The following is a 23754-nucleotide window of genomic DNA, read 5'->3' as shown; positions in this document are numbered from 1 at the left end:
AAGACCCTGGTCTACCAGAAAGGTTGGAATGGCTACAAACAAAATCGTCCGAAAGCAGAGCCTCCGGACGATAACGCACCCCGAAAACGTCAGAAACCTACTGACGTTTGTACTCGTAGACAGAGCCGTCGGCTACAACTGAGCCTTGCTTACCGCGTTCGTACAGGTACAAACGGCCCTCTGATATCTCGTATGCCTGATAGCTGTTATCATCAGGATAGATCACTGCATTTTTATAAGGCGCTTCTTTCTGGCTTTCGCCGGTATAGCAGCGGCCGGTATTTTCAACCTTACCATCGCGGGTAACGGTATAGGTGGTACCCGAAAACTCTAATTTTTCAGAGTAAGGTAGCTGAGCCCCCCGCACGGTCTTTTGTGTAAGGCCGTAGGTGATGGCGTCCAGCTGCCAGGTACCGGCTATCTGGTTATCTACTTTGACAACATCTTCTTTTTCGCAGGAGGCCAGTAAGGCTACAACCGCCAGAGCAGGAATAATAAGGAACTTCTTGAATGGATTCATGGCTAATTTTGACTAAAGATATTTGTTACTATTGAATGAAAGCTACGTTTAGGAATACTCAGATTATGGATTCATGATACGTCCCATAAAGAGTATGGTATCAGATGTTTTCTCGCTGATGATAAATATGAATGGCCGGTCAAACATATACGACGGAGGCATGGAGGTTACTACTATTCCGATGGAGGTAACGGCGGCAGCCTCGGTACCTTTTTCGTCCACACCTAGGTAAGTGTTCTGCTTGATAAGGCTTACGGCTAATTGCTCAGATTTACTGATTTTATCCAGTTCGGCCTGGTTGCTGAACACCCGCTCCATACCCATCTGCTGGAGTGTCTTATTCAGCTGTACCTCGTAGTCCAGTGTAAACTTGGGGAGCCCTACCATCACTTTGCTTTCCTGCAGCAGGTTGCTTTGCAGGTTACTCCAGTCGCTGGCACTGAAGTTATCAATCAGACTATTGACGGTACCGTCACCATTCGGCATGAGTAGCGTCAGGTTAAACTGACCACTGGCGTAGGGGAGCTGAGCCGCTATGTATTTTTCGGTACGGGCTACGCGAAAAACTTCCTGGAGCGACATCATCTTTACGTTCTTCGAGCTGCCATTGGCCAGGGTAAAAGGAGCATCAGTGGTCTGCTTAGGGTCAAACTGGTACTTCCAGTCACCTTTAAAGTACAGCGCATTTAGCAGGAACATGACGTGGTCAGGCCGGATCTCGTCAATAACCTTCTTGATCTTAGCGTTGGTATTGTCGCTGGCCCACTGGTTGATGCGGTCTTTGGCGGCGGGGCTATTAAAGTCCTGAGCCGATACCTCCGCCTTAAACGACTGGCGCAGCACGTCGAGGAAGTTATTCTCGACCTGGAAGCCGTTGCGATACCACACTGAATTGGCCATGGCCAGCTTCACACTCGGGTCAGCCTGGGGCAGATCTTCCATGAGGGTCTTGTAGGCCTGATTCAGATCAGCCTGCGTCAGCCCTTCCATTTTCAGGGCTTTCTGAATTTGCTGGGCTGTTTCGCCTTCGGCTCCATTCAGCAGCATGCCTAGCGCCATGTGCAGGCTCAGCGGTGACACAAACAGGTTATCTCCGGCAGGCTGAGTACTTTGCAGGTTTTTGAAGAAATCAAAAGCAAAATCTGTGGTACTGGCAGCTACCCGCGCCGGGATATGTACTTCCTTGCCTGTGATGGGAGCAGGGGTATTTCCGTCGTTGTTACATCCGCTAAGTGTGGCGGTAAACAGGGCTGCAGTTACGGCAGCAGTGGTTAGTATTTTGTTCATGGCTAACAGATACTTTTAGCGTTTACATCTACTTACTGTACACCTATCTGTTATGGTGGACTTGTTGTAATAAAGATTCGGGCTAGAGTCAAATGGTTGGAACCACTACCCGAAAATATTAAAATAAATAGCGTACTCCCCAACCTAGTCCGTATAGCTGCGGACGTGTCGTGATATTATCATTGTTGCGGATACCCGTCGACATGGCCTTCTGGTACGAGCCGGTGAGGCTGGCTGTCCAGTGCGACGACAGGTGGTAGTTGAACCGCAGGCCCGTAGCGGCCGACCAGTTCAGGTTACGGTATACACCGTCGCTGGCAGTGGTAGTAAGGGTATTGCCGGGTGCCATTTCGAGGTCGTTGCGCAGGAACATATTAGCTACCATTCCTCCCAGTACCGTATAGCTTAGCTTGCCTTCCGGATTGAGCGTATAGCCAGCCTGTACAGGAAGCTGCAGGAAGCGGTAGTCGTTGCGTGTCTGCTGATCCAGATCAATGTACACCGCGGCTACCTCATTAGGGCTGGCCGGAGGCCCGAACTGGGACTTATCGTTAGAGGCTCGGTAAGAGCCGGAAGAATTAGCCAGCAGCGCATTCTCGAGTACATTGGCACTACGATTCGACATAGCATCCAGTACATACCCATCGCTCACAAAGGTAGAGTTTCCCTGTAAGTAGCTAATTCCTGTTTCGATGGACCAGTGCTTCGAGAGCTTCATACCACCCTGGGTCTGCACGGCGTACGACAGGCCTGCGCGGCTCGAGCTCGAAAGTGATTGCCGGCCGGCATTCGCGGCCGAAAACGCGGCCGGAGGTGAGGTAACATTCACATCCGGATTGAAAGAAGCAGGCATCACACCTACTCCCGCCCAGTATTCCTTCGGCTTAGTAGGTGGAGTCAGAGGAGTATCATCCGGAGCATCGTACCGGAAGAATACGTAGCGTTTTTGCGTATATACAGGTAGGTCGCGGAATTCCCGTGGCGATAAGGCTTCTATCTGAAGGTCCCCAATGGCACCCGGCTCCGATGTACGCGCAGATTCAACCGCAGCTACCCTGGTAGCAAAGGTAGGATCAGTAGTACCTGGGCGGGGTAGCTCAGGCGTAGCGTTTTTATCAGTACGGCCTTTGTTATCATTAGCCTCAACCTGACTCTGAACTGCTGCCAGGGAAGGTGAAGTAACAGGTTTCTGCTCAAAAGTGCGTACTGCTTCTTTACTGGCTTTACGACTTTCGGCTACCTGACCTCTGGTTGCGTAACGAGGTGCTGGCTCCTGTGCAGCGGCACCAGTATTTTCACCGGCTACCTGCTGGCGGGCTTCCGGCGTAGGCTGCTCGTCAGATGACTCTACCACTCGCTGGTTCTGAGGCGCGGAGCTGCTTTTATCCACGGCTACGGTCGGTAGGTCCGTTTGCGCTTTTTTGTCCAGGCGTAGCAGGGGCACGCTTACCATTAGCAGGGCGCCTATAGCCGCCGCTGCGTACCACAGCCGGGGCGAATGCCACCACAGTGGTACTATCGGTGTCGATTTCTTTTCCTGCTGGTCGAGGTGTGCATCCAGTGCGTCCCAGACCGAAGGTGGCGGAGGTACCGAAGCCTCGTCAAAGGCCTGCCGCCACTCCTCCTCAAAATTGTGTTTTTCGGACTGATTCATCGTCGAACCGTTGTTCTTTACTTAGTTTTTGCTGAAGCAACATACGCGCTCTAGCGTATTGCGACTTCGATGTTCCTTCTGATATACCCATCATCTGGGCTATTTCATTATGTTGATATCCCTCTATGGCATAGAGGTTAAACACCGTCTGGCAGCCAGTAGGCAATTCATGAATGAAGCCCATCAACTGCTGCCATTGGAAGCTCGAAAGTGTCAGTTCCGTATCCGCTACGTGGTTGTCCTGCGTATGTATGTCATCGAGTTCCATCAAATGTTTCTGCTTGCGCAGATGTTTCAGCGCTGTATTTACCACTACCGAGCGTACCCAGAATTCAAGCGGACATTCACCTCGGAAGGAGTCAATGTTTTCGTATATCTTGATAAATGCATCCTGTAATACATCCTCGGCATCGGGGCGGTTTTTGGTATAGCGCAGGCAAATAGCGAACATCTTCCCCGCAAAAACGTCGTATAAACGTTTCTGGGCGAGTCGGTCGCGCTGACGACAGCCGTTCACCAGTTCCTGCTCGTTCAATGTCATCGAAGGTAGGGGTGCTTCGTACGCTTTCTTGGTCTTAGTCTTAACTAGCTCTAAGGATCAGTAGCAGAGAAATAGGCTATGATTTACTGGAAGTCATATACTTTATTCCCTGTTCAGGTCCTTTCTGTAATACTAAGATCCTTTTGTCGTCGAAATGGTTGGAAGTAGATCTATTATCAGTACAAAAATACATATTTTTAACATCACTTCTTGGTTTGATCCTATCAATGTAGCCTCTGGATACGTTAAGTAGCTTGTTGTTTACCAATCGGATACTGCTGATAGTATCGCTTCATTAGTAATATTATTCGCCTTTTAGCCTTATTTGTAATAGAGTTGCACTTTTACCTATCTTACTTTTTTTGAGCAGGTCAGCTATTTCAATTATTAGACTACTGGTCGAAGAAGTGTAGTTGCACATTGAAGTGTACCAGTGGCATAGGTTTTTTAGTTGTTTTTGCCCATACTTATATAAATCTACTGTACCTAACCTCATGAGTGACCTCAAAGAGATTATTACAAAAAGATGGATTATTTGGTCAGTTGGTATTGTGGGGGGAATCGTATTGCTGGTCTTACTAGCATCGTGGGTGCTGCCAGGTCTTCTAAAAGAACAACTGGACTCTTCGCTGAAAGAGTCGGTTCGCAAAGCGTCTGATGGGCTCTATTCCATCAGCTATAGTGATCTTTCTGTAAACATACTTCTGGGCAATGCCGGGGTGAGTGACGTCATGCTCAGGTCGGACTCAACGGTATATAAAAGACTACTTGAGCAGAAGAAAGCACCTGATCAGGTGGCAAGTGTCCAAACGGATAGGCTGAGCCTGGAAGGAGTATCAATCCTGAAGCTTTTGCTCTTTAAATCACTAGACATAGATGAGATACGCGTAGAAAGCCCAAACGTGACGCTGGCCGTTGACAAAAAGCCTTATAATACAAATCGTCCGAAGAAGTCGCCGTACGAGATTATCAATCAGGTACTGCAGTCTATTCATATAGACCGCATCAGCTTCACAAGCGTAGACTTTACGTACATCAATAACAATGGCGAAAAGTCCAAAAAGAATCATCTGGAGGAGCTGTACCTGGATGTGTCGGACTTTCGGCTCAATGAAGAAACGGCCCAGGACACCAGTCGGGTCCTGTATGCACAGCAAATAGAAATACGGCTGAAAGGGCTGACTCTGGATGCAGGAAATGATCATTACACTTTTTCGATGAAGGAGCTGGCACTTTCATCAAGGGATAGTACCATCAAAGTACAGAACGTACACTATAAGCCCAGGCATGGAAAGGATCAATATTCAAAAGTCATAGGTATCTCTAAGGATCGATATGATTTCAAGTTTGAAAATATTGTAGCCCGGCGGGTCGATGTGCGCAGGTTCCTGATGCGGCAGCAGCTATTTGCAGAGGTGCTGGAAATAGATAAAGGCCTTATGGATATATACAGGGATCGCAACTATCCCGACCCTGAAGAGAATCAAACGGGTAGATATCCTCACCAGCTACTCAAGCAGGCTAAGTTTGTAGTTTGCTTTGATACCGTACGAGTCAGGGGGACAGAAGTATACTACGGCGAGCGAAGTGAGAAGACGGGGCTACGCGGAATTATTAAATTTACGGGTACACAGGGTACTATTACGAATCTTACTAATGATACTGCTACCATTGCCAGGCGCCCTTATTGCCGGGTGAGGGCATATACCAGATTTATGGGGGCGAGCAGGCTCAATGCCTATTTTAACTTTAATATGGCTTCTGATAACGGAACATTTAACTGTGGAGGTTCAATGAGAGACTTCAGCATAAAGCAGATCAATCCGGTTACCCGCGCGCTGGCTAAGGCGAGTGTGGAATCAGGACAACTAAACCTGCTGAAGTTCCAGATGCAGGCCAACAGCTATGAGTCACACATCACTATGCAGATGCTGTACAATAATCTGGAAGTAAATGTACTTAAACAGGATGATGAGTCCGGTAAGCTGGAGAAAAGGTCTTTGCTTTCCAACCTGCTTAATGGACTCATCATCAAGAATAACAATCCGTCGGGTGATGGCCCCGCTCGCGTAGCCGATGTGACAGTGAAGCGACAGCCCAGTGACTCCTTTTTCAACCTGATCTGGCAGTCTATCCTGGCTTCTATCAAAGATGTCGTAAGCGGTGAGGCCGACAAGCCAGAAACAGAAAAGGATAAAGATAAACAAGACCAGAAAAAAGAGGATGACCAGAAAAAGAAGGGCTTCTTTAAGCGCTTGTTTAACTAGTGCCTCCTGTTACTGATCTGCTCCGTCGGCTTTAGCCCGCGTTACGGCATAGCTACCAATGTTCTTCCCACATTTCAGACCTGCTTCACAGTCAAAGCGGTAGTGAATAAGGCCGTACATACGGGAGTTGGAGGCCTCCAAAGCCATATCAGCGAATTTTTTAGCCTGTGCAGGGAAAATATGTCCAAGTACCTCCGCCGCTGCCGCCGAGAACGTGGAGTGGCCTGACGTATAGGATGGGAAGTTAGGTGTACCTACCGTAGTCTTCAGCCCATACTGCTGAGGGCGTGGGTAGTACCACCAGAACTTTACGTCCCAGCAGCAGATACCCGCATCCATCAGGGCAGTACTTACCAGAGCCAGGGTCCGGGCCATACGTACTTCGCTATACCGGGCATCGTGAGCGGCATTGGCCGCTGTACGGAGCCAGTGGCCGGGAGGAGTGTAGCTGCCTACACCATCTGACCAGAAGTTGGCGATACGTGCCTGCTCGCGGGTTTGGTTTTTCTGAATAGACTTCAACTCGTCCAGAGCTTTATTAAATTCAGCACTACCTACTGCCGGTGGTGCTTCGGGACGTAGTTTGGCTACGGTTGCCTTATCGAAGTTCCAGGGAGTTACCAGACCGTAGGTAGGTAACATCGGTGGACGAGCCGGTGACTCCTGGCTAACCCATGGTTCCGTCACGCCCAGTTTTTTAGCGTTTTCGATCATGCCTGCCGTCATAGACTGGTTATTAGAGCTAGACATACCATCGGTCTTGGCACGGCCCATTACCTTGGCTGCCACCGCGGTGCCCAGCACTGCTCCAGCGGCCAGGTCGCTTTGTACATTCATACCTGCCCACAGACGGCTTTCCTGATGCTCCTTCATTTTGGCTTCCAGGTAGGGTACCTCACCGGGGAACATCGCTTTCAGAACATTAAACGAAGCGGCGGCTACTACGGCATCCTCAGAGGGATAAGTAGGAATGCCAGAGACCGGTAGAGCGGCCTTGATGGAGCTCTCAGCCTGAGCCGGCGACATACGATTGTACTTGTACTTATAGTGCCAGGCTGTTACGAGGGCATCATACTGAGCTACACTCAGGTACGCCATCGCACGGGCCGTATAGGGTGGATTGGCAAATGGAAACTTAGGATCGGCCAATGGATTTGCTGCATCGGGTAATGGGTACTTACCGTCCGGGCCTGCTGCCGGTGGCAGGTTATAGCGGGCGGCCAGTTCGCGGGCTATTTCGTTCCAGCGGTATACAGCACCGGCGCCCCAGTATTCTACTTTTTGCTTTTGATCCGGAGTCAGAGCCGACGAAATCTGCTTGAGGCTGCTTAGTTCGGCCTGGTACTCCGCTGAGTTGGTGGCACTGGGAGCCGGTACATCTACCTCAGCGGGTGAGGTAAGTACGTAGGTTTTCCAGATACCAGCATTGGCATCAACGTTGGAGGGACTATACGCCGGAATAATAGGTTCCTGAATAGTCTTATCGCAGGACGTTATAATAAAGGCAAGAAGTCCAACCAGAAGGACTTTGTATGATGGGAGGAATGTATTTGTTTTCATGAAAGTCACTAGTAATTAAACTGATATAAAAAACCAACAGAATAGCTCAGGCTCTGGCCTACATTCAGGCCTTCCACCACGTAGCCTACCCGGGCGTTTACGCCGATATTGCGGGGCTGTACTTTGCCGTACCAGCCCACAGTAGTCATTTCCATCTTGTTGGTAGGGAAAGGCATGTCATTGCGACGGATGTTATCACCATCCACACAGGCAAAGCGTTCTACAAATACTTCCGTCTGCCATTTAGATTTCAGAATACCTACCCGTGCTCCCAGGTCAATAGCATTGGGTATTTGTACCTCATCAGTGTTGTGCATACGGTCGCCGGCCAGGTAGGAGTCCCGGTCTACGTATATGTTACTACGCCATGAGTAGCTTCCGTGGCCGGTCAGGTAGAGGCCGGTGGGGGAATGGGAGTAGTTGGCAATGATACGGCCGGTAGCGGTCCGGGCCTGCAGGCCAATGGACATCGGCAAAAACTCAGGTACATAGTTGGTCAGAGGGATAGATCCTCCCACAACTCCGTGTAGTGATAGTCCTTTCTTGTCAAAAGCCTTGTACTTGATCCAGGCTGAAGCATCCTGAAAACCTTTTAGGCCCATCAGGTTCCCGGCGCTGGTTTGGGTCCAGATGTAAGGTACACTCGCAATCACATTGAGACGGTCGGTAATACCTACGGCAGCCATGGCCATGGCCATCTGTGTAGTGTGGGTGCCAATATTCAGGTTCTCGCGCTTGAGGGTATTTTCCCAGTACTCATCCCAGCTGCTGTGTCCGTAGGTGAGGGCCAGGCAACTGGTATTTTTAGGCATGTAGATCACATCGTGAGGCATCTGGGCCTGAGCGCCTGCTGCCATAAGCAGCAGGGCTAGGGTAAGCATATACAGAGTCTTTACTTTCATTTATTTATGAGATAAAAATAGATGGATACAGAGGTGGGTTAGAACCAGCGGGACATGCTTACTGAGATCAGGTAGTCGGCAAAGGCGGCATCACCGTGGCGCTTTCCGGTTGGGTCCTGGAGGTCAGCGTAGCTTTTGATCCGGTTGCGATACAGAGCAACGGGTACCGTAGCCGCTATAGAATACTTCTGGTTCATGTAGGCTATGCCCGGCTCTACCGATACTATATAGCCCGGACGACGGAAGCCGGCGCTGCCACCAATGGCATCGTGGGCGGGAACTCCTTCAACCCGGCCGCCCAGCATCAGTGACAAGCCCGGCACTACTGTAAGTGATTGGCTAAGGCCTAAGCGGGCCGCAAACTGATCCGCTACCGAAAAATACTCGTCAACAGGGCTTACCGTAGAGCCCGGATTACGTACTACGCTATTAGTTTCACGTGGATTAAAGAGGTAGAAGCCGTTGACGTATAGAGTAGTATGGTCGCCGAGCTGCGCATATCCCTGTCCTTCCAGGCTAAATCCTACTCCACCGTCACCCAGTTGGATCGACTGGTCTACCGGCTTACGAATAGTATAGTCCTGCCCTTCCTGATTGAGCCGGTGAAAGTCGCCTTCTACACCCGGATTACCGGTAGGTAGCTTTACACCCAGTCCCAGCGACAGATTAACCTTAGGAAGCTTGATCGGGTTGATGAGCCAGTAGCTACCCGATATACGCATATCTCCGATACCCTGCGATTGGGTATGGAATCGCTTCTGCTCCGGATTGGCAGTAGCGCTGTTACCGTAGTGCTCGTACAGCGAAGAGCGGTCGTTGTATAATATCGGCAGATTCACCGAAAACGACAGACGCATCGTGGGCTGGTACGTAATACCCAGGTCCAGCGAGTGTGATACGTTTACTACTTCGGTATTATTCTCGATCCGCTCTTTCTCTTCGTGGTCGCCGCGGAAGTGACGAAACGATCTGAAGTAGCGATAGCCAGTATTAACCTGCCATTGGCCGTGCTTCTGCTTGAACAGGTCAGCCGATGAAACGCCCGGTGTCGAGGCATTCATATTCATATGTCGTACTGCTACGCATCCCTGTCCCAGAGCAGTTTGGAATGCCAGTAGCGTTGCGAAGAAGATGATATATAGAGAGTTTTTCATTGTCTTGATTTCTAAAATGTAAGATATACCAGAGCCGGTACGGCCTGTGTACAGGAAGCAACATGGGATGTGGCGCCAGAATAGAGCACGTGCAACTACCACCAGTACCAGGTACAGATAGAGTAGTATAGCCTAAAAGGCATACGTAAAGGCTCAGGTAGGTGAGTCCGCACGAATTTGTCTGCTGGTCATATAGGGCCACAAATAGCCACTAGAGCTCCCTCAGGAAGTACCAAAGGGTGTGTCAGCGGAACTGGTCCGAATGGAGCAGCTCGCCAGCAATAAGAAATCAGACAATGGCCTCGGGAGGCGGAGAGTGGAGTTCCAGCGTGGCTGGATGGAGAGCAAAAGTACGGGTAGCATAAGGAGCAGGCGCTTCTATCCAATCGTACAGGTTAAAATAGACCTTTCGGTGGGATGAATAGTAATCCTTAATCAGAAAGCTGACTAGCTGTGTGGCCTTTTCAGAAGTACCGGGCAGGCCCGTTACCGTTATCTTTACCCACTCGGTAAGCGTCTGAAAAAGCTGTTTTTCAGTATGATCTTTTACGCACAGTACTACCAGCGTATCACCTACTACCTCTTGCTTATAAAGCTTATAAAATTCGTTATTGTACTCGATCTGCCCATCTATGCGCTGGGGAGCCTGACGGGTCTCGGTCCAGTAGGGGAGTTGAATCGGGATTTTGATGGTGAAGAGTTCTTCCTCTCCCAGCGTACTCTGGTTTAGTTTCTCCTGCATCTCCAGCTGGGCTTTCAACTGCATACACAGGTACACCGGGTAGTACCCCAGCGTATTGAGTAGCAGCAGAATAATGCTTCCGATACAGACTAAACGTTTCACCAATCGGTCAATTTTTTATACAAATATTTACAAATAGAGCGAAAGAAAAAAGTATTTTTAAAACTAAATGTATCTGTTATAGAAAGTTAGGTACTACTGCTAGGCAGAAAAGTAGCTGCTCTACCACCCAAATGCCTGTAAATGGGGCTAAAAGCATAACAAACTGCTCAATTTACCGGTAGTAGAAGTAAACTATTTTATGGCCACGCAGAAGAACATACTGGTGTTAAGTGGAGGGGGCTTCAAGGGCGCTTTTCAATGGGGAGCGCTCGAGTACCTCCTTGAGCAGCAGCATATTCGCTTTGACCGAATTGCCGGGGTATCAGTGGGTGCCCTGAACGGAGCACTGGTAGCGATGGACAAATTTGCCGAGCTGGAAGCCCTGTGGCAGCAGGTACAGCGGGAGGGGTACAGTAGTATTTATACGTCAGAGATGGTAGTTATGGAGGGCGAAACGGTACGTCCTGACTTTGAAGCTATCATCAAAAAGCTACTTCCCCGTTCCCTGTTTCGCTATGGCTTCCAGTACGTGTTTAACCGACCAGCCCTGATTCGGGAGGTAATGACCAACTTCAACAAGATCCGTTCCCTGGCCGACAATAGCCCGCTGTACAGGACACTCTTACGCACTGTTCGTCGGGATGATTTTAAGACTGCCTTCCAGTGCGGAGTCGTTTCGCTTGTAGACGCCAACTACTACACCTGCCGACCCGAAGATTTTGCGTCGGACGAAGAGCTCGGCCGCGCTATTCTGGCTTCTACGGCTATGCCTATTGTGTGGGAGCCGGTGAAGGAGCTTAGGTGGAAGGGGGACTCTGTCCAAAACACAACGGTAATACGGGAAGTAGTGGATGGTGGTATCAGGACGGTTTCGCCGCTGGGTGATGTAATACAGGCGATCAAGGAAGAAACTACAGACGTAGATGACTATGTAATCTATATCCTGAACTGTAATAGCTGGGACCTCCAGGCCGACCCCGAGCGAAATTATCATCTGACCAATATAGCCCTTCGGGCGCTGGACGATATCGCTATTAACGAGATCTTCAATGATGACTTAAAGAGGTACCTGGAAATAAATGAACTGGTTACGCAGGTTCGCAACGCGCAGCGTGATCAGAGCCTGCCACCTGACTTCAGGTTGACTCTGGGAGGAAAGGTACTTAAGTGCTTTCAGACGGTACTAATACAGCCGGACCCGGGTGAAATAGGACATACGCTTGACAGCAGTGCTGTCACTATTGAGCGGCGTCGGGAGGCAGGGTATCTAAAAGCTAAACATGCTTACGAAAAAGCTATTCTTAACATATAGTTGAGTTTGCCCCAAAACAAAGAAGCGGCCGCCCTGAATAGAGCGGCCGCTTCTTTATATAAGTACTATGTATGTTCCCTATTAAGCGTAGGTATTAAGCATTACCGGCATCACCAGCATCAGGATATCTTCATAATCTTCCTGCTCAACGGGTATGATCAGTCCGGCCCGGTTAGGTGCTGACAGCTCAAACGTCACATTCTTGCAGGTTAGGTTGCTCAGGATCTCGATCAGGAACTTCGCGTTGAAGCCAATCTCCATATCGTCCCCGTTGTACTCGCACATAAGCCTTTCGTTGGCCTCGTTGGAGTAGTCAAGGTCTTCGGCCGAGATAGACAGATCGTTGAGCGTCATCTTCAGGCGTACCTGATGCGTGGTACGGTTGGAGTAGATGGAAATACGCTTCAGCGAGTTGAGCATTTCGGCTCGGTTGATGGTGAGCGTATTGGGGTTGTTGGTAGGGATGGCATTTTCGTAATCGGGGAAACGCTCATCGATCAGGCGACAGATCATCCGGATGTTTCCAAAGCTAAAGAACGCGTTGGAAGAGGTGAACTCCGCCTTTACTACCATATCCTCCGAAGGCAGACATGACTTCAGCAGGTTCAGAGCCTTCCGCTGGATAATCATGGACGTATCGGAGCTGGACTTGATGTCGCTGCGACGGTAGCGTACCAGACGGTGGCCATCAGTAGCAACGAACGTAGCATTTTCGGTTCCTATCTGTACAAATACCCCTGTCATAGCCGGACGCAGATCATCGGTACTGGTTGCGAAAATGGTATTGGATATAGCCGTAGCCAGTGAAGCCGATGACAACTCTACTGACTGTCCGCGGTTGACGGATGGCGTCTTGGGGAAATCAATAGGGTTCTCGCCGGAGAGTTTGTAGCGGCCATTATCCGAAACAATCTCCGTACCGAACGTCTCCTCATCAACATTGAATGTAATGGGCTGCTCGGGAAGACCCCTCAGCGTATCAAGAAGAAGCTTGGCCGGTACCGCGATGGCGCCTTTGTCACCCGCTTCCACCTCTATTTCAGTAATCATGACCGTTTGCAGGTCCGAAGCAGTGACAGTAAGGGTATTACCCTCCAGTTTAAATAAAAAGTTCTCCAGTATAGGCACGATCGGGTTCGTAGAGACGACACCGTTGATGGCCGATAGTTGTTTGAGGAGCACCGATGACGATACGACAAACTTCATAATACGCAGTGGCTATTTTTTCAGTTGACAGTTGACAAGTACAGTTCCTTCGGGTAGGAATGGGGGCTTCTTAAAGCTAAGATACTCACAATTCACACGTAAAGCCCAAATTTTCTCTGTAAAAAACAAAAGTAAAAAAAATAATGCACCTATGGCGTTTAACGGGCAAATTTTCGACGTCGCCAGTAGTACCGGATAGCCCCAAAAATACCCACTAAGCCTACCGGGAGCAGCAGGTTGAGGAGTTGCCAGCGAGTGCGCTGTTCCTGTACCCGTACCTTGTCCAGAGGCCTGATACTGATTTGCTTATTACGTGCCGTAATGAGGCCTTGGGCATCGGTCATGTAGTCGATGGCGTGAAGGATGAAATCTTTGTTGCCGTAGATGTTTTGTGACACCCGGTCGTAACCCAGCGGTAGTGGGGCATTGCGCCGGTAGTCAAAGTCATTAATTACGACATCGCCGTCGGAGCAGACTAGAACTCGCCCCGCTTCACCCTGAGCCTTGAATGTAGCTGACCGGGGATCGGAGGGAAGGATCCGGTTCTGGTATAGGGAGGGAAACTGGCCTTCTAATAGTACAGACGCCAGTTTTATTCCGCCATTGTATTCACTGGGGGAGGGTTCCTGACGGGCTTCGTTGTAGGCCACCAGCGCCGGTGCATTAAGCGTTTTGGTATAGGGGGATGTCATGAGCAATGGGCTCTTTCGAAGTCCGGCCGCTCCTCCAACCGTATCGATTGAACTCAGGAAACGGGTAAGGACAATGTCTGTATTGCGGGTGATGGGGTGGTCGCCAAAGTTGTTGAGCAGCGGGAAGAACCTCCAGGGCAGGGGCTGTATCTGCGGAGCGTCGCCCATGTTGCCTACATTAAGCGGAATCAGGGCGGCATTCAGGTCTTTGACCAGATTGGTATTGACCCGTACACCCCACCTGAAAAAAAGGTCGCTCAGATTGAGGTCCAGAGGCTGGGCAAAGGTACCTTGCATGCTCACGCTATCTACCCGGGCACCGTCTACAAAAAATAGGGCTCTACCTCCATTGACTACGTACTGGTCGAGCTTGTACTTTTCTTCTTCGGTAAAAGGCTGATCAGGCTTAAGTACCAGCAGCGCATCCAGTCCCTCGTACGAATTAGGGCTATTCACATCAAGAAATACATCGTAGCTCTGCTGCAGCGTAGCGATCAGGTCCGATAATCGGCCCGGAGAAATAGTCGTATGGCTAACCAGCAGACCTATTCTCTTTCGCTCCTGTGGTGCCAGCAGACGAATGGCCGATGCCAGTTCAAACTCTACCCCCTCAAACGACTGGTTGAGCTGCTGTTCAGAGTTGCTGCTGCGGTTGCCCTTCAGGAGTTGTACGGGTACTCCCAGGGTATCTGCCTGTACAATAGCCCCCGGAAAAATAAGCTTTTCGGTACGCTTGCCGTCCTCATTGGCAAACAGGTTCGTAGGGGTAAGGCCGCGATCTACCAACTGCTGGTACTGTTGCCGGCGCTGCTCCTCAGAGGTAGCTGCCGAGGGGTCTATAAATTCGTAGGTGAGTCGGCCGTCGGCGTAGGTTTCAAATTCTTCCAGCGTTTCACGGGTAGCATTCTCCAGACGCTCAAATCCCGGAGGAAAATCCCCCGACAGGTATACGGCTACATGTACATTGCGGTCGAGATTCTGCAGGAGCTGCCTGGTAGCATCTGAGATAGTGTAGCGTTTATCTTCTGTCAGATCCCAGCGCACATATATAAATGAAGCCAGCCAGTTGAGGCCAACCAGTGCCACTAGTACGATAAGGAGCCTAAGGAGTATTCTTTTCATGGAGCTATAACGACCGGTAGTGGGGCAAAAATACAAAAAGAGAGGCCTAAAAGCCTCTCTTTTTACATATACGTTAAGTAAGCGGCTACTTCAGCGAATCTTCGGCCTGAGGTAGAGCCGGGTTGTTATAGATGTACATGCCGTTATACTCCTGCTTTACAGGTACTGTATTGATGTTGCTACGATGGAAGGGCAGGGCTTGTTCGGTAGAGTAGTGGCACACAAATGATTTGCGGGTCTGCTCCGGATTCAGGATAGGGCCTCCACCATGGGCCAGAGCCGAATGCCAGATAAGTACGTCACCTTTTTTGATGAGCAGCGTCTCTTTTGGGAGGTTATGCTCCTCACAGGTCTTATTAAGATAATCAGCAAATTCCAGCGGGGTGCGGGGAGAATTAGGCTTCCATAAGATACCAGTACCAAAGTTGAACTTCGGGATGCGGTGAGAGCCGATGTAGTAAAATAAGGGTCCGGAGTCAATCTTGATATCTTCCAGCGCGATCCAGGCTGCTGCCAGGTGACTGGGGATCTTGGCGGTTACCCAGGGAAAGTCCTGGTGAGTAGGTTGCTGGCTACCGTACAGGAATACAAGGCTCTGCATCACTACTACCTGCTGGTTGAATACTGCTTCCAGGAAAGCCACAATGGAAGGATGAGCCATGAGCTTCTTGCCCGCTACCGATGAGTTATGAAAGTCATTAAACTTTACGTACTTACCCCGTAAGGCATCCTTGGGAAAATCGCTGATGTTACGCTCCTGATTGGGCTTAAACTCATCCCGGTCGATCCGGACGTTCAGGAAGTGGCGTTCGGGATGCTCTATAATCTCCTCAACATCCTGCCAGAACCGGTCGACCATCTCATGCGGCACAATTTGTTCCAGCACTACATACCCTTTGTCGTGCCAGTGGCTAAGCTTATCAGCCATGTCGTAAGGTACTTCGAAGCGGGGAGGATTTTTAGCAAGAAAATCAGCGATAGGAGGATTAGGGCGGTCGATCCAAGGGAGCGTTGCGGCGTCAAATTCCGTCATTGGAAAGAATTTGTCTTTGGCAACGTCAACTTTATGCTTGATACGTTGGATAATAGTACTCATAGCTATGATGTGTTAGTGGCTGTAGTGGCGTATTCTTTCCCAAATTACACCACTACAGACTCTTTACTACTTAAGCTATGATAAATTTATCTAACGGTCAGTAACGGCTAATTATCTACTCTTTCGGGTACGTTTGCCGTGGGAGCCACCTCTGTCAACTTTAGAATTAGAGGAGGAGCCTCTTCCACCTCTGCCTCCCGAGCGGGAACCAGATTTGGAGGCCTCAACCCGGCGGGAGCGCTTGGTAGCATTTGGGTCGCCCTCCAGGAGCAGATCCATACTGCGGCGGGCGAGGTTGATTTCTTTCACCCGCACCTTCACCGGATCCCCAAATGTGTAAATCTTCTTGGTCTTCTGTCCGATCAGGCGGTAGTTCTCTTTATCCAGTTCGTAATAGTCATCATCCAGGTCAGTCATACGTACAAGACCTTCGGAGGCAGTTTCGGTGATCTCTACGAACATACCGAAGTCTGTAACACCGGTAATGATACCATCAAAGACACGATCCTCTTCCATAGTACCCATGTACTCGATTTGCTTGTACTTAATGGAAGCCCGCTCGGCCTCAGCGGCCAGGCGTTCCCGCTCGGATGAATGCTTACTGGCCGCCTCGTACTGTTCCTTATCTACGGATTTGCCACCATCGAGGTAGTGCTGCAGCAGGCGGTGCGCCATCACGTCGGGGTAGCGGCGGATAGGAGAGGTAAAGTGGGAGTACCTACGGAAAGCCAGTCCGAAGTGCCCCAGATCCTCCGTGCTGTACCGGGCTTTAGCCATGGTACGTACCGCTAGCTGCTCGACCAGGTTCTGCTCCGGCTTCCCCTCTACCTCTTCCAGCATGATGTTCATGGAGTTGGCGATCTTCTTCTCGTCCTCTACTTCTATAGAATAGCCCAGCTTGGCCACGAAGGTAGAGAAGGTCTTTAGTCTCTCGGGATCCGGTGACTCGTGTACCCGGTACACCATGGTATACTTATCTTTTCCTTTTGACATCGAAAAGACATACTCAGCTACCCGTTTGTTGGCCAGCAGCATGAATTCTTCAATTAGTTTATGCGAATCCTTACGCTCCTTCTGGTAGATACCCAGCGGCTTACCGTTTTCATCCAGCTTGAAACGTACCTCTACGGTTTCGAAGTTGATGGCACCCCTGCGGAAGCGCTCGCGACGGAGCTGCTTGGCAATCTGGTTGAGTAGTGTCAACTCTTCGGGGTAGTCGCCTGCGCCGCTATCCAGTACCTCCTGCGCTTCTTCGTAAGAAAAACGACGGTCGGAGTGGATGATAGTACGGCCAAACCACTCGTTCAGGATCTTCCCCTTAGGGGTTAGTTCAAATACCGCCGAAAATGCCAGACGATCTTCGTGAGGTCGTAGCGAACAGAGGTTGTTCGACAGCTTCTCGGGGAGCATAGGTACCGTCCGGTCCACCAGGTATACGGAGGTGGCCCGCCGGTAGGCTTCGCTTTCAAGCTCCGTATTGGGCTGAATGTAGTGCGAAACATCGGCGATATGAACGCCTATCTCCACATTACCTTCATCCAGAAAACGTACCGACAGCGCATCATCAAAGTCCTTGGCATCGACCGGGTCAATGGTGAAGGTAGTGATAGAGCGGAAGTCACGTCGCCTGGCTGCTTCGTCTTCGGGAATAGCGTCGGGGATAGCTTGCGCCTCCTTTTCGACCTCTTCGGGGAAGCGGTTAGGCAAGCCAAACTCGGCCAGGATGGCGTGCATCTCGGCGTTGTTATTACCGGCTTGTCCCAGTACTTCTAAGATTTGTCCTTCGGCCTGCCGGGTGCGGGTAGGCCACTGGGTGATTTTTACGATTACTTTATCGCGCTCCTGGGCCTTGCCGAGCTGGTCCAGCGCTATATGGATAGGGGCATAAAGCTTACGGCTATCGGGTTGTACGAGGGCGTACTTTGGCCATACCTCTACTGTACCTACTATTTCAGGTCGGCCCCGCTCGAGTACATCCGTTACCCGGCCTTCCAGTTTCTGGCCGCGCGCGCGTCCGTCGCTGAATACCTGCACCCGTACGGTATCGCCATCCACGGCTCCCCGCAGGTCGTCGGTATCTATGTAGATATCATTCTCCTGACCTTCTACTATGACAAAGGCGAAGTTCTTATTTACGTGATCCACGCGACCTACTACCCCCGTTTGTTCGGTAGTAGGAGCACCGGAGTAGGTACCATCCGACTGTCGGAGCAGGCGTCCTGATTCGTGTAGCTCGTGGATGATCTCGTTGAAAAGGTTGCGGAGCTTTTTATCTTCCACCCCAAAATGATCGTGTATATCGGCCAGGCGGAAGTGTTGTTCATTGTTGATCTCGAAGAAAGCGGCAATATCAGCTTTCAGTTCATCGATGAACGAGAGTATATTATTTTGCCGGCCACCGGACCTTTTTTCCCGGCCGCCGGACTTCTTTTCTTTAAATTCTCTTTTAGGTCTTTTATTCTTCATTGCTAAACTGATTATGTAGTATATATAGAGCCGTAGAGACCCGGCACAAAGAGAGCGTTATCCAATTGGATTTTGGTCCGAGGGCGTGTAGTCTCAGTACAACTTACTATACTCTCTATATGTTTTCTGACGGGACTTGCAGCGGCCGGTCTATGTTTTGTTCGGGTACGGTAGGCAGATAATTCATCCGCAGATACAGCTGGGCCAGTACTACTACGTCTTCGCAGCAGTAGCGGCAGATCTTCGGAATATCTTTTTCTTCATAGAAGACGCGGGTCACCTGATTGCCGCTCATTTCATCTTTGCTACTGGCAACTCCAAACACCGCAGCCAATAAGTCCAGGGAGGTAGCTCCTTTAAAATCCCCGAACTTCCAGAGTTCCATGGTATCCTGGTGCAGGATCTCCCAGGGCTTTTTGCCAGATAGCTGCAGAGCACGAGGGAGTTCGATACCGTGAATAAGCATACGGCGGCAGATATACGGAAAGTCAAATTCCTTGCCGTTGTGGGCACACAGGATCAACTGGTCGGCCGGGTACTTTTCTACCAGTGCTTTGAACTCGCGGAGGAGGGTAGCTTCGTCGTCGTGAGCGAACGTACGTACCCGGAAGCAGATTTCGTCCTGTTCATTCCAGTAAAAGGCTCCGAATCCAATGCAGACAATACGGCCAAACTCGGCGAAAATACCCGCCTGGTCATAGAAGATTTCAGCATCGGTCAGGGGGTATTCATCTTTACGTAGCCGGTGTGCCTTCTTACTCCACAACTGCTGCATACGATCGCTGAGGTGGTCATAGGCAGGTACGGAGGCTACGGTTTCGATATCAAGGAGAAGTAGATTTTTGGCGCGGCGACGAAATTCAGGGTTCATAGAGGAAGAGTAGCAAAAGCATAATCCGCCGGAGCGGCAACTGAGTTTTGAGTAAGAGTCTGGATAGACCCTTACCCAAAATGGACAGTCCTACTCGTGAAGTACACCTTCCAGCCCCAGCGGAGCTATCTCAATGATGTTATCTTCCACAATGCTGTCCGGCACGAAGATAAACTTTTTATCGTAAATCTGGCTCCCGATAAAGTAGCTCACCCAGTATTCATTATTCAGGTGAAACACATCCGGCATAATGGGCTCCACGACTACGTGGGCATTGGGTTGTATCTCGGCAAAGAAATGACGCAGGGTAGAGGTACGTTGTTCAGAGTCTGTACCAGACTCAGTATTGCTATATCCTTTGGAGGTGACAAATATGTTGTTGATGGCAACCTCGTTGCGGTTCAACAGTACGACATGCCACTCCGGTTGATTCAATTCATTTGTATTTCTTACGATGGCTATCTGTATACCTTCGACGGGTAAAAAGGTGATGTCTTTTTTCATTGATCTATACTTTGTGTTGATGTTTCTGCCAGATCCATTTCAAACAGAACGGCCAGATGGTTCTTTAATATATGGGCTACTTCTTTCATGACTACCGCATGTCCTAACTCTGATTCGATAGACGTTACGGCTTTATCCTGAATACCGCAGGGTACTATATGCCCGAAGTACGTCAGATCAGTATTGACGTTCAGGGCAAAGCCGTGCATGGTGACCCACCGGCTCGACTTTACACCCATCGCACAGACCTTGCGCGGGTTTCGCTGCTCTACATGGTCGAGCCACACACCCGTCAGACCTTCAATCCGGCCGGCATCCAGTCCGTAGTCAGCTAGCGTCAGGATGATCCCTTCTTCCAGCATTCGCATATAGCGGTGGATATCCGTAAAGAAGTTATCCAGGTCCAAGATCGGGTAGCCTACCAGTTGCCCCGGACCGTGGTAGGTAATATCGCCCCCCCGGTTGATCTTGTAGTACCTGGCCTGTTTCTGATCCAGCCCTTCGGTATCCAGTAGCAAGTGCTCCGGCTTACCACTCTTGCCGAGCGTGTACACGTGGGGGTGCTGGCAGAAGAGCAGGTAGTTGGGCGTCAGCGTCTGCTCGTCGGGAGCCTTATCACGGTTCTGGATCTTGGTCGCGATGATGTCAGCAAACAGCCCCTCCTGGTAGTCCCAGGCTTGCTGGTAATCGATCAGTCCCAGGTCCCGAAATTCAACGTACTTATTAATGCGGGTATTCATTTGGTAGTAAGAAGTAGTATCTAACAGGTCAGTCGGCTGCGAAAGTACTTTCAGTAGCCCAAGACCTATGTAAATTAACGTTAAATTAGGCTAAAAATGTTCGGGATGGCACAACATAATGATACCGGCAATTGGGGTGAAAAGAAAGCGGTAGAGTACCTGCAGGGCAAAGGCTACGAAATAGTAGTCAAAAACTACCGTCACCGCCACGCCGAGATAGACCTGATCGCAAAGAAGGGAAAACTACTGATATTCGTAGAGGTAAAGACCCGCACCGGCACGGGCTACGGCCTGCCCGAAGAGTTTGTGAACTACACCAAAGCCAAGCTGGTCATGAAGGCGGCCGAAGGGTACATCTTCGACACCAACTGGCATTTTGATGTACGGTTCGACATTATTTCTATCATTCTGTTTCCGGATGGAGGTATCAATATCCGTCACATTGAGGATGCCTTTTGTTGAGCTGGCCGTTGAGAGGGGTACTTCAGTAACCTTGTCAACGGCCAGCTTTTATGTAAGTAGCGGTGGCACCAAGGTGCCACTACAGCTTCCGCTCGAGCAGTCTCATTATCTTTTCCAGGCCTTCGGCATCGGCCTCGCTAAAGTCATCGAGCTGGTCGCTGTCTACATCCAGTACCATGGCTACGGTACCATTGCGGTGGTACACAGGTACTACGATTTCCGACCGGGAAGCAGAGCTACAGGCTATATGGCCGGGGAAAGCCTCTACGTCGGGTACAATGATGGTTTCGCGACGCGTATAGCAAGCTCCGCATACACCTTTGTGAAACGGAATACGGGTACAGGCGATAGGTCCCTGGAATGGTCCCAGTACCAGTTGCCCTTCTTTAGTGATATAAAAGCCTACCCAGAAAAATCCAAACGCTTCTTTCAGTGCAGCGGCTACATTAGCCAGATTAGCCGTCAGGTCGCTCTCGTCTTCGATCAGCGCGGCTATCTGCGGGTATATAGCCGCGTAGATAGCGGCACGGTTGGTGGTGGTAGGTATGGTAAGTGTTTCAGCCATGAGTAATGGGTACTTTATCAACTAGTCAGAATACCTGAACGTAAACAGGGTCAGAAAAGTTACTTCATCCAGTAGTCTGACTCAATGACGCGGTTCTGGCCGTTCTGGTATAGGGCGTAGTTGAAGCCTTTCTGGATGCTATACGCACCGTACTCACCCTTCTTATTTACCGCCAGGTACCCTACCTGAAAGTCTTTGAAATCATCCTTAGTTTTGCCTTTGACGATACGACCGATGGCCTCCTCACACGCCTGCTGAGGGCTGCGTCCCTGCCGCATGAGCTCTACCAGCAGAAAAGACCCCAGCGTCCGCATTACAAATTCACCTACTCCCGTAGCACAGGCTCCACCTACTTCATTATCTACATATAGTCCCGCTCCGATAATAGGCGAGTCACCTACGCGGCCGTGCAGCTTGAAGGCCATACCGCTGGTGGTACAGGCACCTGACATATCGCCCTGCGCATCCAGAGCCAGCATACCAATGGTATCGTGACGCTCTACGTTAACGATGGGCTTATACTTGGCTGTCTTGAGCCACTCCTTCCAGGCCTTCTCGGATCTTGGGGTAAGCAGGTTAATTTTCTTGAAGCCGTTAGCCAGCGCAAACTGCAGGGCACCTTCGCCGCTAAGCATCACGTGTGGCGTTTTCTCCATCACCATACGGGCTACCGATATCGGGTGCATGATATGCTCCAGGAAGGTCACCGCCCCGGCGTTGCCTTTTTCGTCCATAATACAGGCGTCGAGGGTGACGTGGCCGTCGCGGTCGGGAAGGCCGCCGTAGCCTACGCTGGTGTCGTTGGGGTCGGCTTCCTGCACTCGTACCCCTGCTTCGACGGCATCCAGTGCCCGGCCTTTTTTCTCGAGTATGGTGCGGGCCGCTTCGTTGGCTTTGAGACGATCCCAGGTACATATAGCCATAGGAAGGCCTCCTCCCTGAGCGGTAGGTTCAGTAGGGGGAAGGGCAGGAGAGATAAGGGCGGCTCCGCCAGCCTGTAGAAATTTTCGACGATTCAGCATAGAAAAGGTAGGTGAGTAAGCTATAACTGCTTTAATTTGAACATCCGTAACTCTGGTAGCTACTTCCGGAGCTGTACGCTCAGAAGTAGTACATTGAATATACGAGCAATTTATTAAAAAATTTTATGAATAACCGCCATATCCTGCTGATGGATGGTCCCGATCACAAAGGATTGATCTATCACGTAACCCGCGTCCTCTTTGAACATAACCTCAATATCATCCGCAACGACGAATACGTAAGCCCCTCCGGGTACTTCTTTATGCGTACTGAGTTTGAGGGAGAAGCAGATCCGGATCAACTGCTGGTAGTACTGCAAAACGAACTACCTCAGGTAATCAATCTGCGGGTAAATCCGAAGAAGAAAAAGGATGTGGTACTAATGGTAACCAAGGAGCACCACTGCCTGGGTGAGCTGCTGATCCGCTATGCGTTTGATGAACTGGATGCAAATATACAGGCTGTTATCAGCAACTATAATGTACTACAGCCCTTCGTGAGCAAGTTTGGGATACCGTTCCACTATATCTCACACGAGCACAAAACCCGCCAGGAGCACGAGGAGGCTATACTGCGGACGCTGGATATCTACCAGCCTGAGTACGTAGTACTGGCTAAGTACATGCGGGTACTTACCTCGGACTTTGTAAAGCACTACTCCAGCCGTATTGTCAATATTCACCACTCATTCTTACCCGCGTTTGTAGGAGCTAACCCCTACCGGCAGGCGTACGAGCGGGGGGTAAAGATTATCGGAGCTACGGCACACTTTGTCAATGATGACCTGGACGAGGGACCGATCATAGCGCAGGATGTAAAGGAGGTAGATCATCGGCAGACGGCCACGGACATGGCTACGCTAGGGCGCGACACGGAGAAGCTGGTACTTTCAAAAGCCCTGAAGCTGGTATTCAATGACCGGGTATTTATCCATAACAACCGGACCATTATCCTGTAAAGCGTATT

Annotated in this window: 21 protein-coding genes; 4 read left to right on the top strand and 17 right to left on the bottom strand. The window is 50.2% G+C overall.

Annotated features, from left to right (window positions below):
• Positions 1-97: 97 nt before the first annotated feature.
• The 4 genes from JUB14_RS17740 to JUB14_RS17725 all read right to left on the bottom strand — a co-directional run bounded on the left by JUB14_RS17740 (position 98) and on the right by JUB14_RS17725 (position 4002).
• A complete protein-coding gene (locus tag JUB14_RS17740) occupies positions 98-520 on the bottom strand; it encodes a hypothetical protein (RefSeq protein WP_207507912.1) in 423 nt (140 codons plus the stop codon).
• A gap of 63 nt (positions 521-583) precedes the next feature.
• On the bottom strand, positions 584-1807 hold the full coding sequence (locus tag JUB14_RS17735) for a serpin family protein (RefSeq protein ID WP_207507911.1): 1224 nt from the start codon (positions 1805-1807) through the stop codon (positions 584-586).
• Positions 1808-1925: 118 nt separating this feature from the next.
• A complete protein-coding gene (locus JUB14_RS17730; protein ID WP_207507910.1) occupies positions 1926-3461 on the bottom strand; it encodes a hypothetical protein in 1536 nt (511 codons plus the stop codon).
• On the bottom strand, positions 3433-4002 hold the full coding sequence (locus JUB14_RS17725) for an RNA polymerase sigma factor (RefSeq protein ID WP_207507908.1): 570 nt from the start codon (positions 4000-4002) through the stop codon (positions 3433-3435). The genes JUB14_RS17730 and JUB14_RS17725 overlap by 29 nt, the downstream gene beginning before the upstream one ends.
• Positions 4003-4496: 494 nt before the next feature.
• On the opposite strand from JUB14_RS17725, the gene JUB14_RS17720 reads away from it, so the two are divergent.
• Positions 4497-6269 (top strand): AsmA family protein, encoded by a 1773-nt coding sequence (locus JUB14_RS17720; protein WP_207507906.1) that lies wholly within the window; start codon positions 4497-4499, stop codon positions 6267-6269.
• Between the two features lie 9 nt (positions 6270-6278).
• Here the strand turns inward: JUB14_RS17720 and JUB14_RS17715 are convergent, their stop codons facing one another.
• The 4 genes from JUB14_RS17715 to JUB14_RS17700 form a co-directional block, all read right to left on the bottom strand.
• Positions 6279-7829, bottom strand: coding sequence for a vanadium-dependent haloperoxidase (locus JUB14_RS17715; RefSeq protein ID WP_207507905.1), 1551 nt, complete (start codon positions 7827-7829; stop codon positions 6279-6281).
• 8 nt (positions 7830-7837) lie between these two features.
• Positions 7838-8731: a hypothetical protein gene (locus JUB14_RS17710; protein WP_207507903.1), complete on the bottom strand. Its 894-nt coding sequence runs from the start codon at positions 8729-8731 to the stop codon at positions 7838-7840.
• 38 nt (positions 8732-8769) lie between these two features.
• Complete coding sequence (locus JUB14_RS17705; protein ID WP_207507901.1) at positions 8770-9885, bottom strand: hypothetical protein; 1116 nt, start codon at positions 9883-9885, stop codon at positions 8770-8772.
• 289 nt (positions 9886-10174) lie between these two features.
• Complete coding sequence (locus tag JUB14_RS17700; protein WP_207507899.1) at positions 10175-10729, bottom strand: hypothetical protein; 555 nt, start codon at positions 10727-10729, stop codon at positions 10175-10177.
• Between the two features lie 199 nt (positions 10730-10928).
• Between JUB14_RS17700 and JUB14_RS17695 the strand changes: the two genes are divergently transcribed.
• Entirely contained in the window at positions 10929-12041 is a 1113-nt protein-coding gene (locus JUB14_RS17695) for a patatin-like phospholipase family protein (RefSeq protein WP_207507895.1), read from the top strand.
• Between the two features lie 81 nt (positions 12042-12122).
• On the opposite strand, the gene dnaN is transcribed toward JUB14_RS17695, so the two are convergent.
• From dnaN to lipB, 7 genes are all read right to left on the bottom strand, one after another.
• Positions 12123-13247, bottom strand: coding sequence for a DNA polymerase III subunit beta (dnaN, locus tag JUB14_RS17690; protein ID WP_207507893.1), 1125 nt, complete (start codon positions 13245-13247; stop codon positions 12123-12125).
• 158 nt (positions 13248-13405) lie between these two features.
• Positions 13406-15061: a gliding motility-associated ABC transporter substrate-binding protein GldG gene (gene gldG, locus JUB14_RS17685; RefSeq protein WP_207507891.1), complete on the bottom strand. Its 1656-nt coding sequence runs from the start codon at positions 15059-15061 to the stop codon at positions 13406-13408.
• 85 nt (positions 15062-15146) lie between these two features.
• On the bottom strand, positions 15147-16157 hold the full coding sequence (locus JUB14_RS17680; RefSeq protein WP_229367964.1) for a phytanoyl-CoA dioxygenase family protein: 1011 nt from the start codon (positions 16155-16157) through the stop codon (positions 15147-15149).
• A gap of 111 nt (positions 16158-16268) precedes the next feature.
• Entirely contained in the window at positions 16269-18623 is a 2355-nt protein-coding gene (rnr, locus tag JUB14_RS17675) for a ribonuclease R (RefSeq protein ID WP_207507889.1), read from the bottom strand.
• A gap of 115 nt (positions 18624-18738) precedes the next feature.
• A complete protein-coding gene (locus JUB14_RS17670) occupies positions 18739-19494 on the bottom strand; it encodes a 3'-5' exonuclease (RefSeq protein ID WP_207507887.1) in 756 nt (251 codons plus the stop codon).
• Positions 19495-19584: 90 nt separating this feature from the next.
• A complete protein-coding gene (locus JUB14_RS17665) occupies positions 19585-19998 on the bottom strand; it encodes a hypothetical protein (RefSeq protein ID WP_207507885.1) in 414 nt (137 codons plus the stop codon).
• Positions 19995-20738 carry a lipoyl(octanoyl) transferase LipB gene (gene lipB, locus JUB14_RS17660; RefSeq protein WP_207507883.1) on the bottom strand — a complete coding sequence of 248 codons (744 nt, stop codon included), beginning with the start codon at positions 20736-20738 and terminating at the stop codon, positions 19995-19997. Before lipB ends, JUB14_RS17665 begins: the two co-directional genes overlap by 4 nt.
• A gap of 105 nt (positions 20739-20843) precedes the next feature.
• Between lipB and JUB14_RS17655 the strand changes: the two genes are divergently transcribed.
• Positions 20844-21200 (top strand): YraN family protein, encoded by a 357-nt coding sequence (locus JUB14_RS17655; protein WP_207507881.1) that lies wholly within the window; start codon positions 20844-20846, stop codon positions 21198-21200.
• A 79-nt stretch (positions 21201-21279) separates the two neighbouring features.
• Here JUB14_RS17655 and msrC read toward each other — a convergent pair whose 3' ends face one another.
• Both msrC and JUB14_RS17645 read right to left on the bottom strand, forming a co-directional pair.
• Positions 21280-21765: a free L-methionine (R)-S-oxide reductase MsrC gene (msrC, locus tag JUB14_RS17650; RefSeq protein ID WP_207507879.1), complete on the bottom strand. Its 486-nt coding sequence runs from the start codon at positions 21763-21765 to the stop codon at positions 21280-21282.
• Between the two features lie 59 nt (positions 21766-21824).
• Positions 21825-22787 (bottom strand): isoaspartyl peptidase/L-asparaginase family protein, encoded by a 963-nt coding sequence (locus tag JUB14_RS17645; protein WP_207507877.1) that lies wholly within the window; start codon positions 22785-22787, stop codon positions 21825-21827.
• Between the two features lie 125 nt (positions 22788-22912).
• On the opposite strand from JUB14_RS17645, the gene purU reads away from it, so the two are divergent.
• The gene (gene purU / locus JUB14_RS17640) at positions 22913-23746 is read left to right on the top strand and encodes a formyltetrahydrofolate deformylase (RefSeq protein ID WP_207507875.1); all 834 of its coding nucleotides are present in this window, start codon (positions 22913-22915) and stop codon (positions 23744-23746) included.
• Positions 23747-23754 lie beyond the last annotated feature (8 nt).

Origin of the sequence: Telluribacter humicola (genome assembly GCF_017355935.1) — a bacterium.
Taxonomy (GTDB): domain Bacteria; phylum Bacteroidota; class Bacteroidia; order Cytophagales; family Spirosomataceae; genus Telluribacter; species Telluribacter humicola.
The sequence above is the reverse complement of the archived record's forward strand: the minus strand, read 5'-3'. Positions and strand labels throughout refer to the sequence as shown.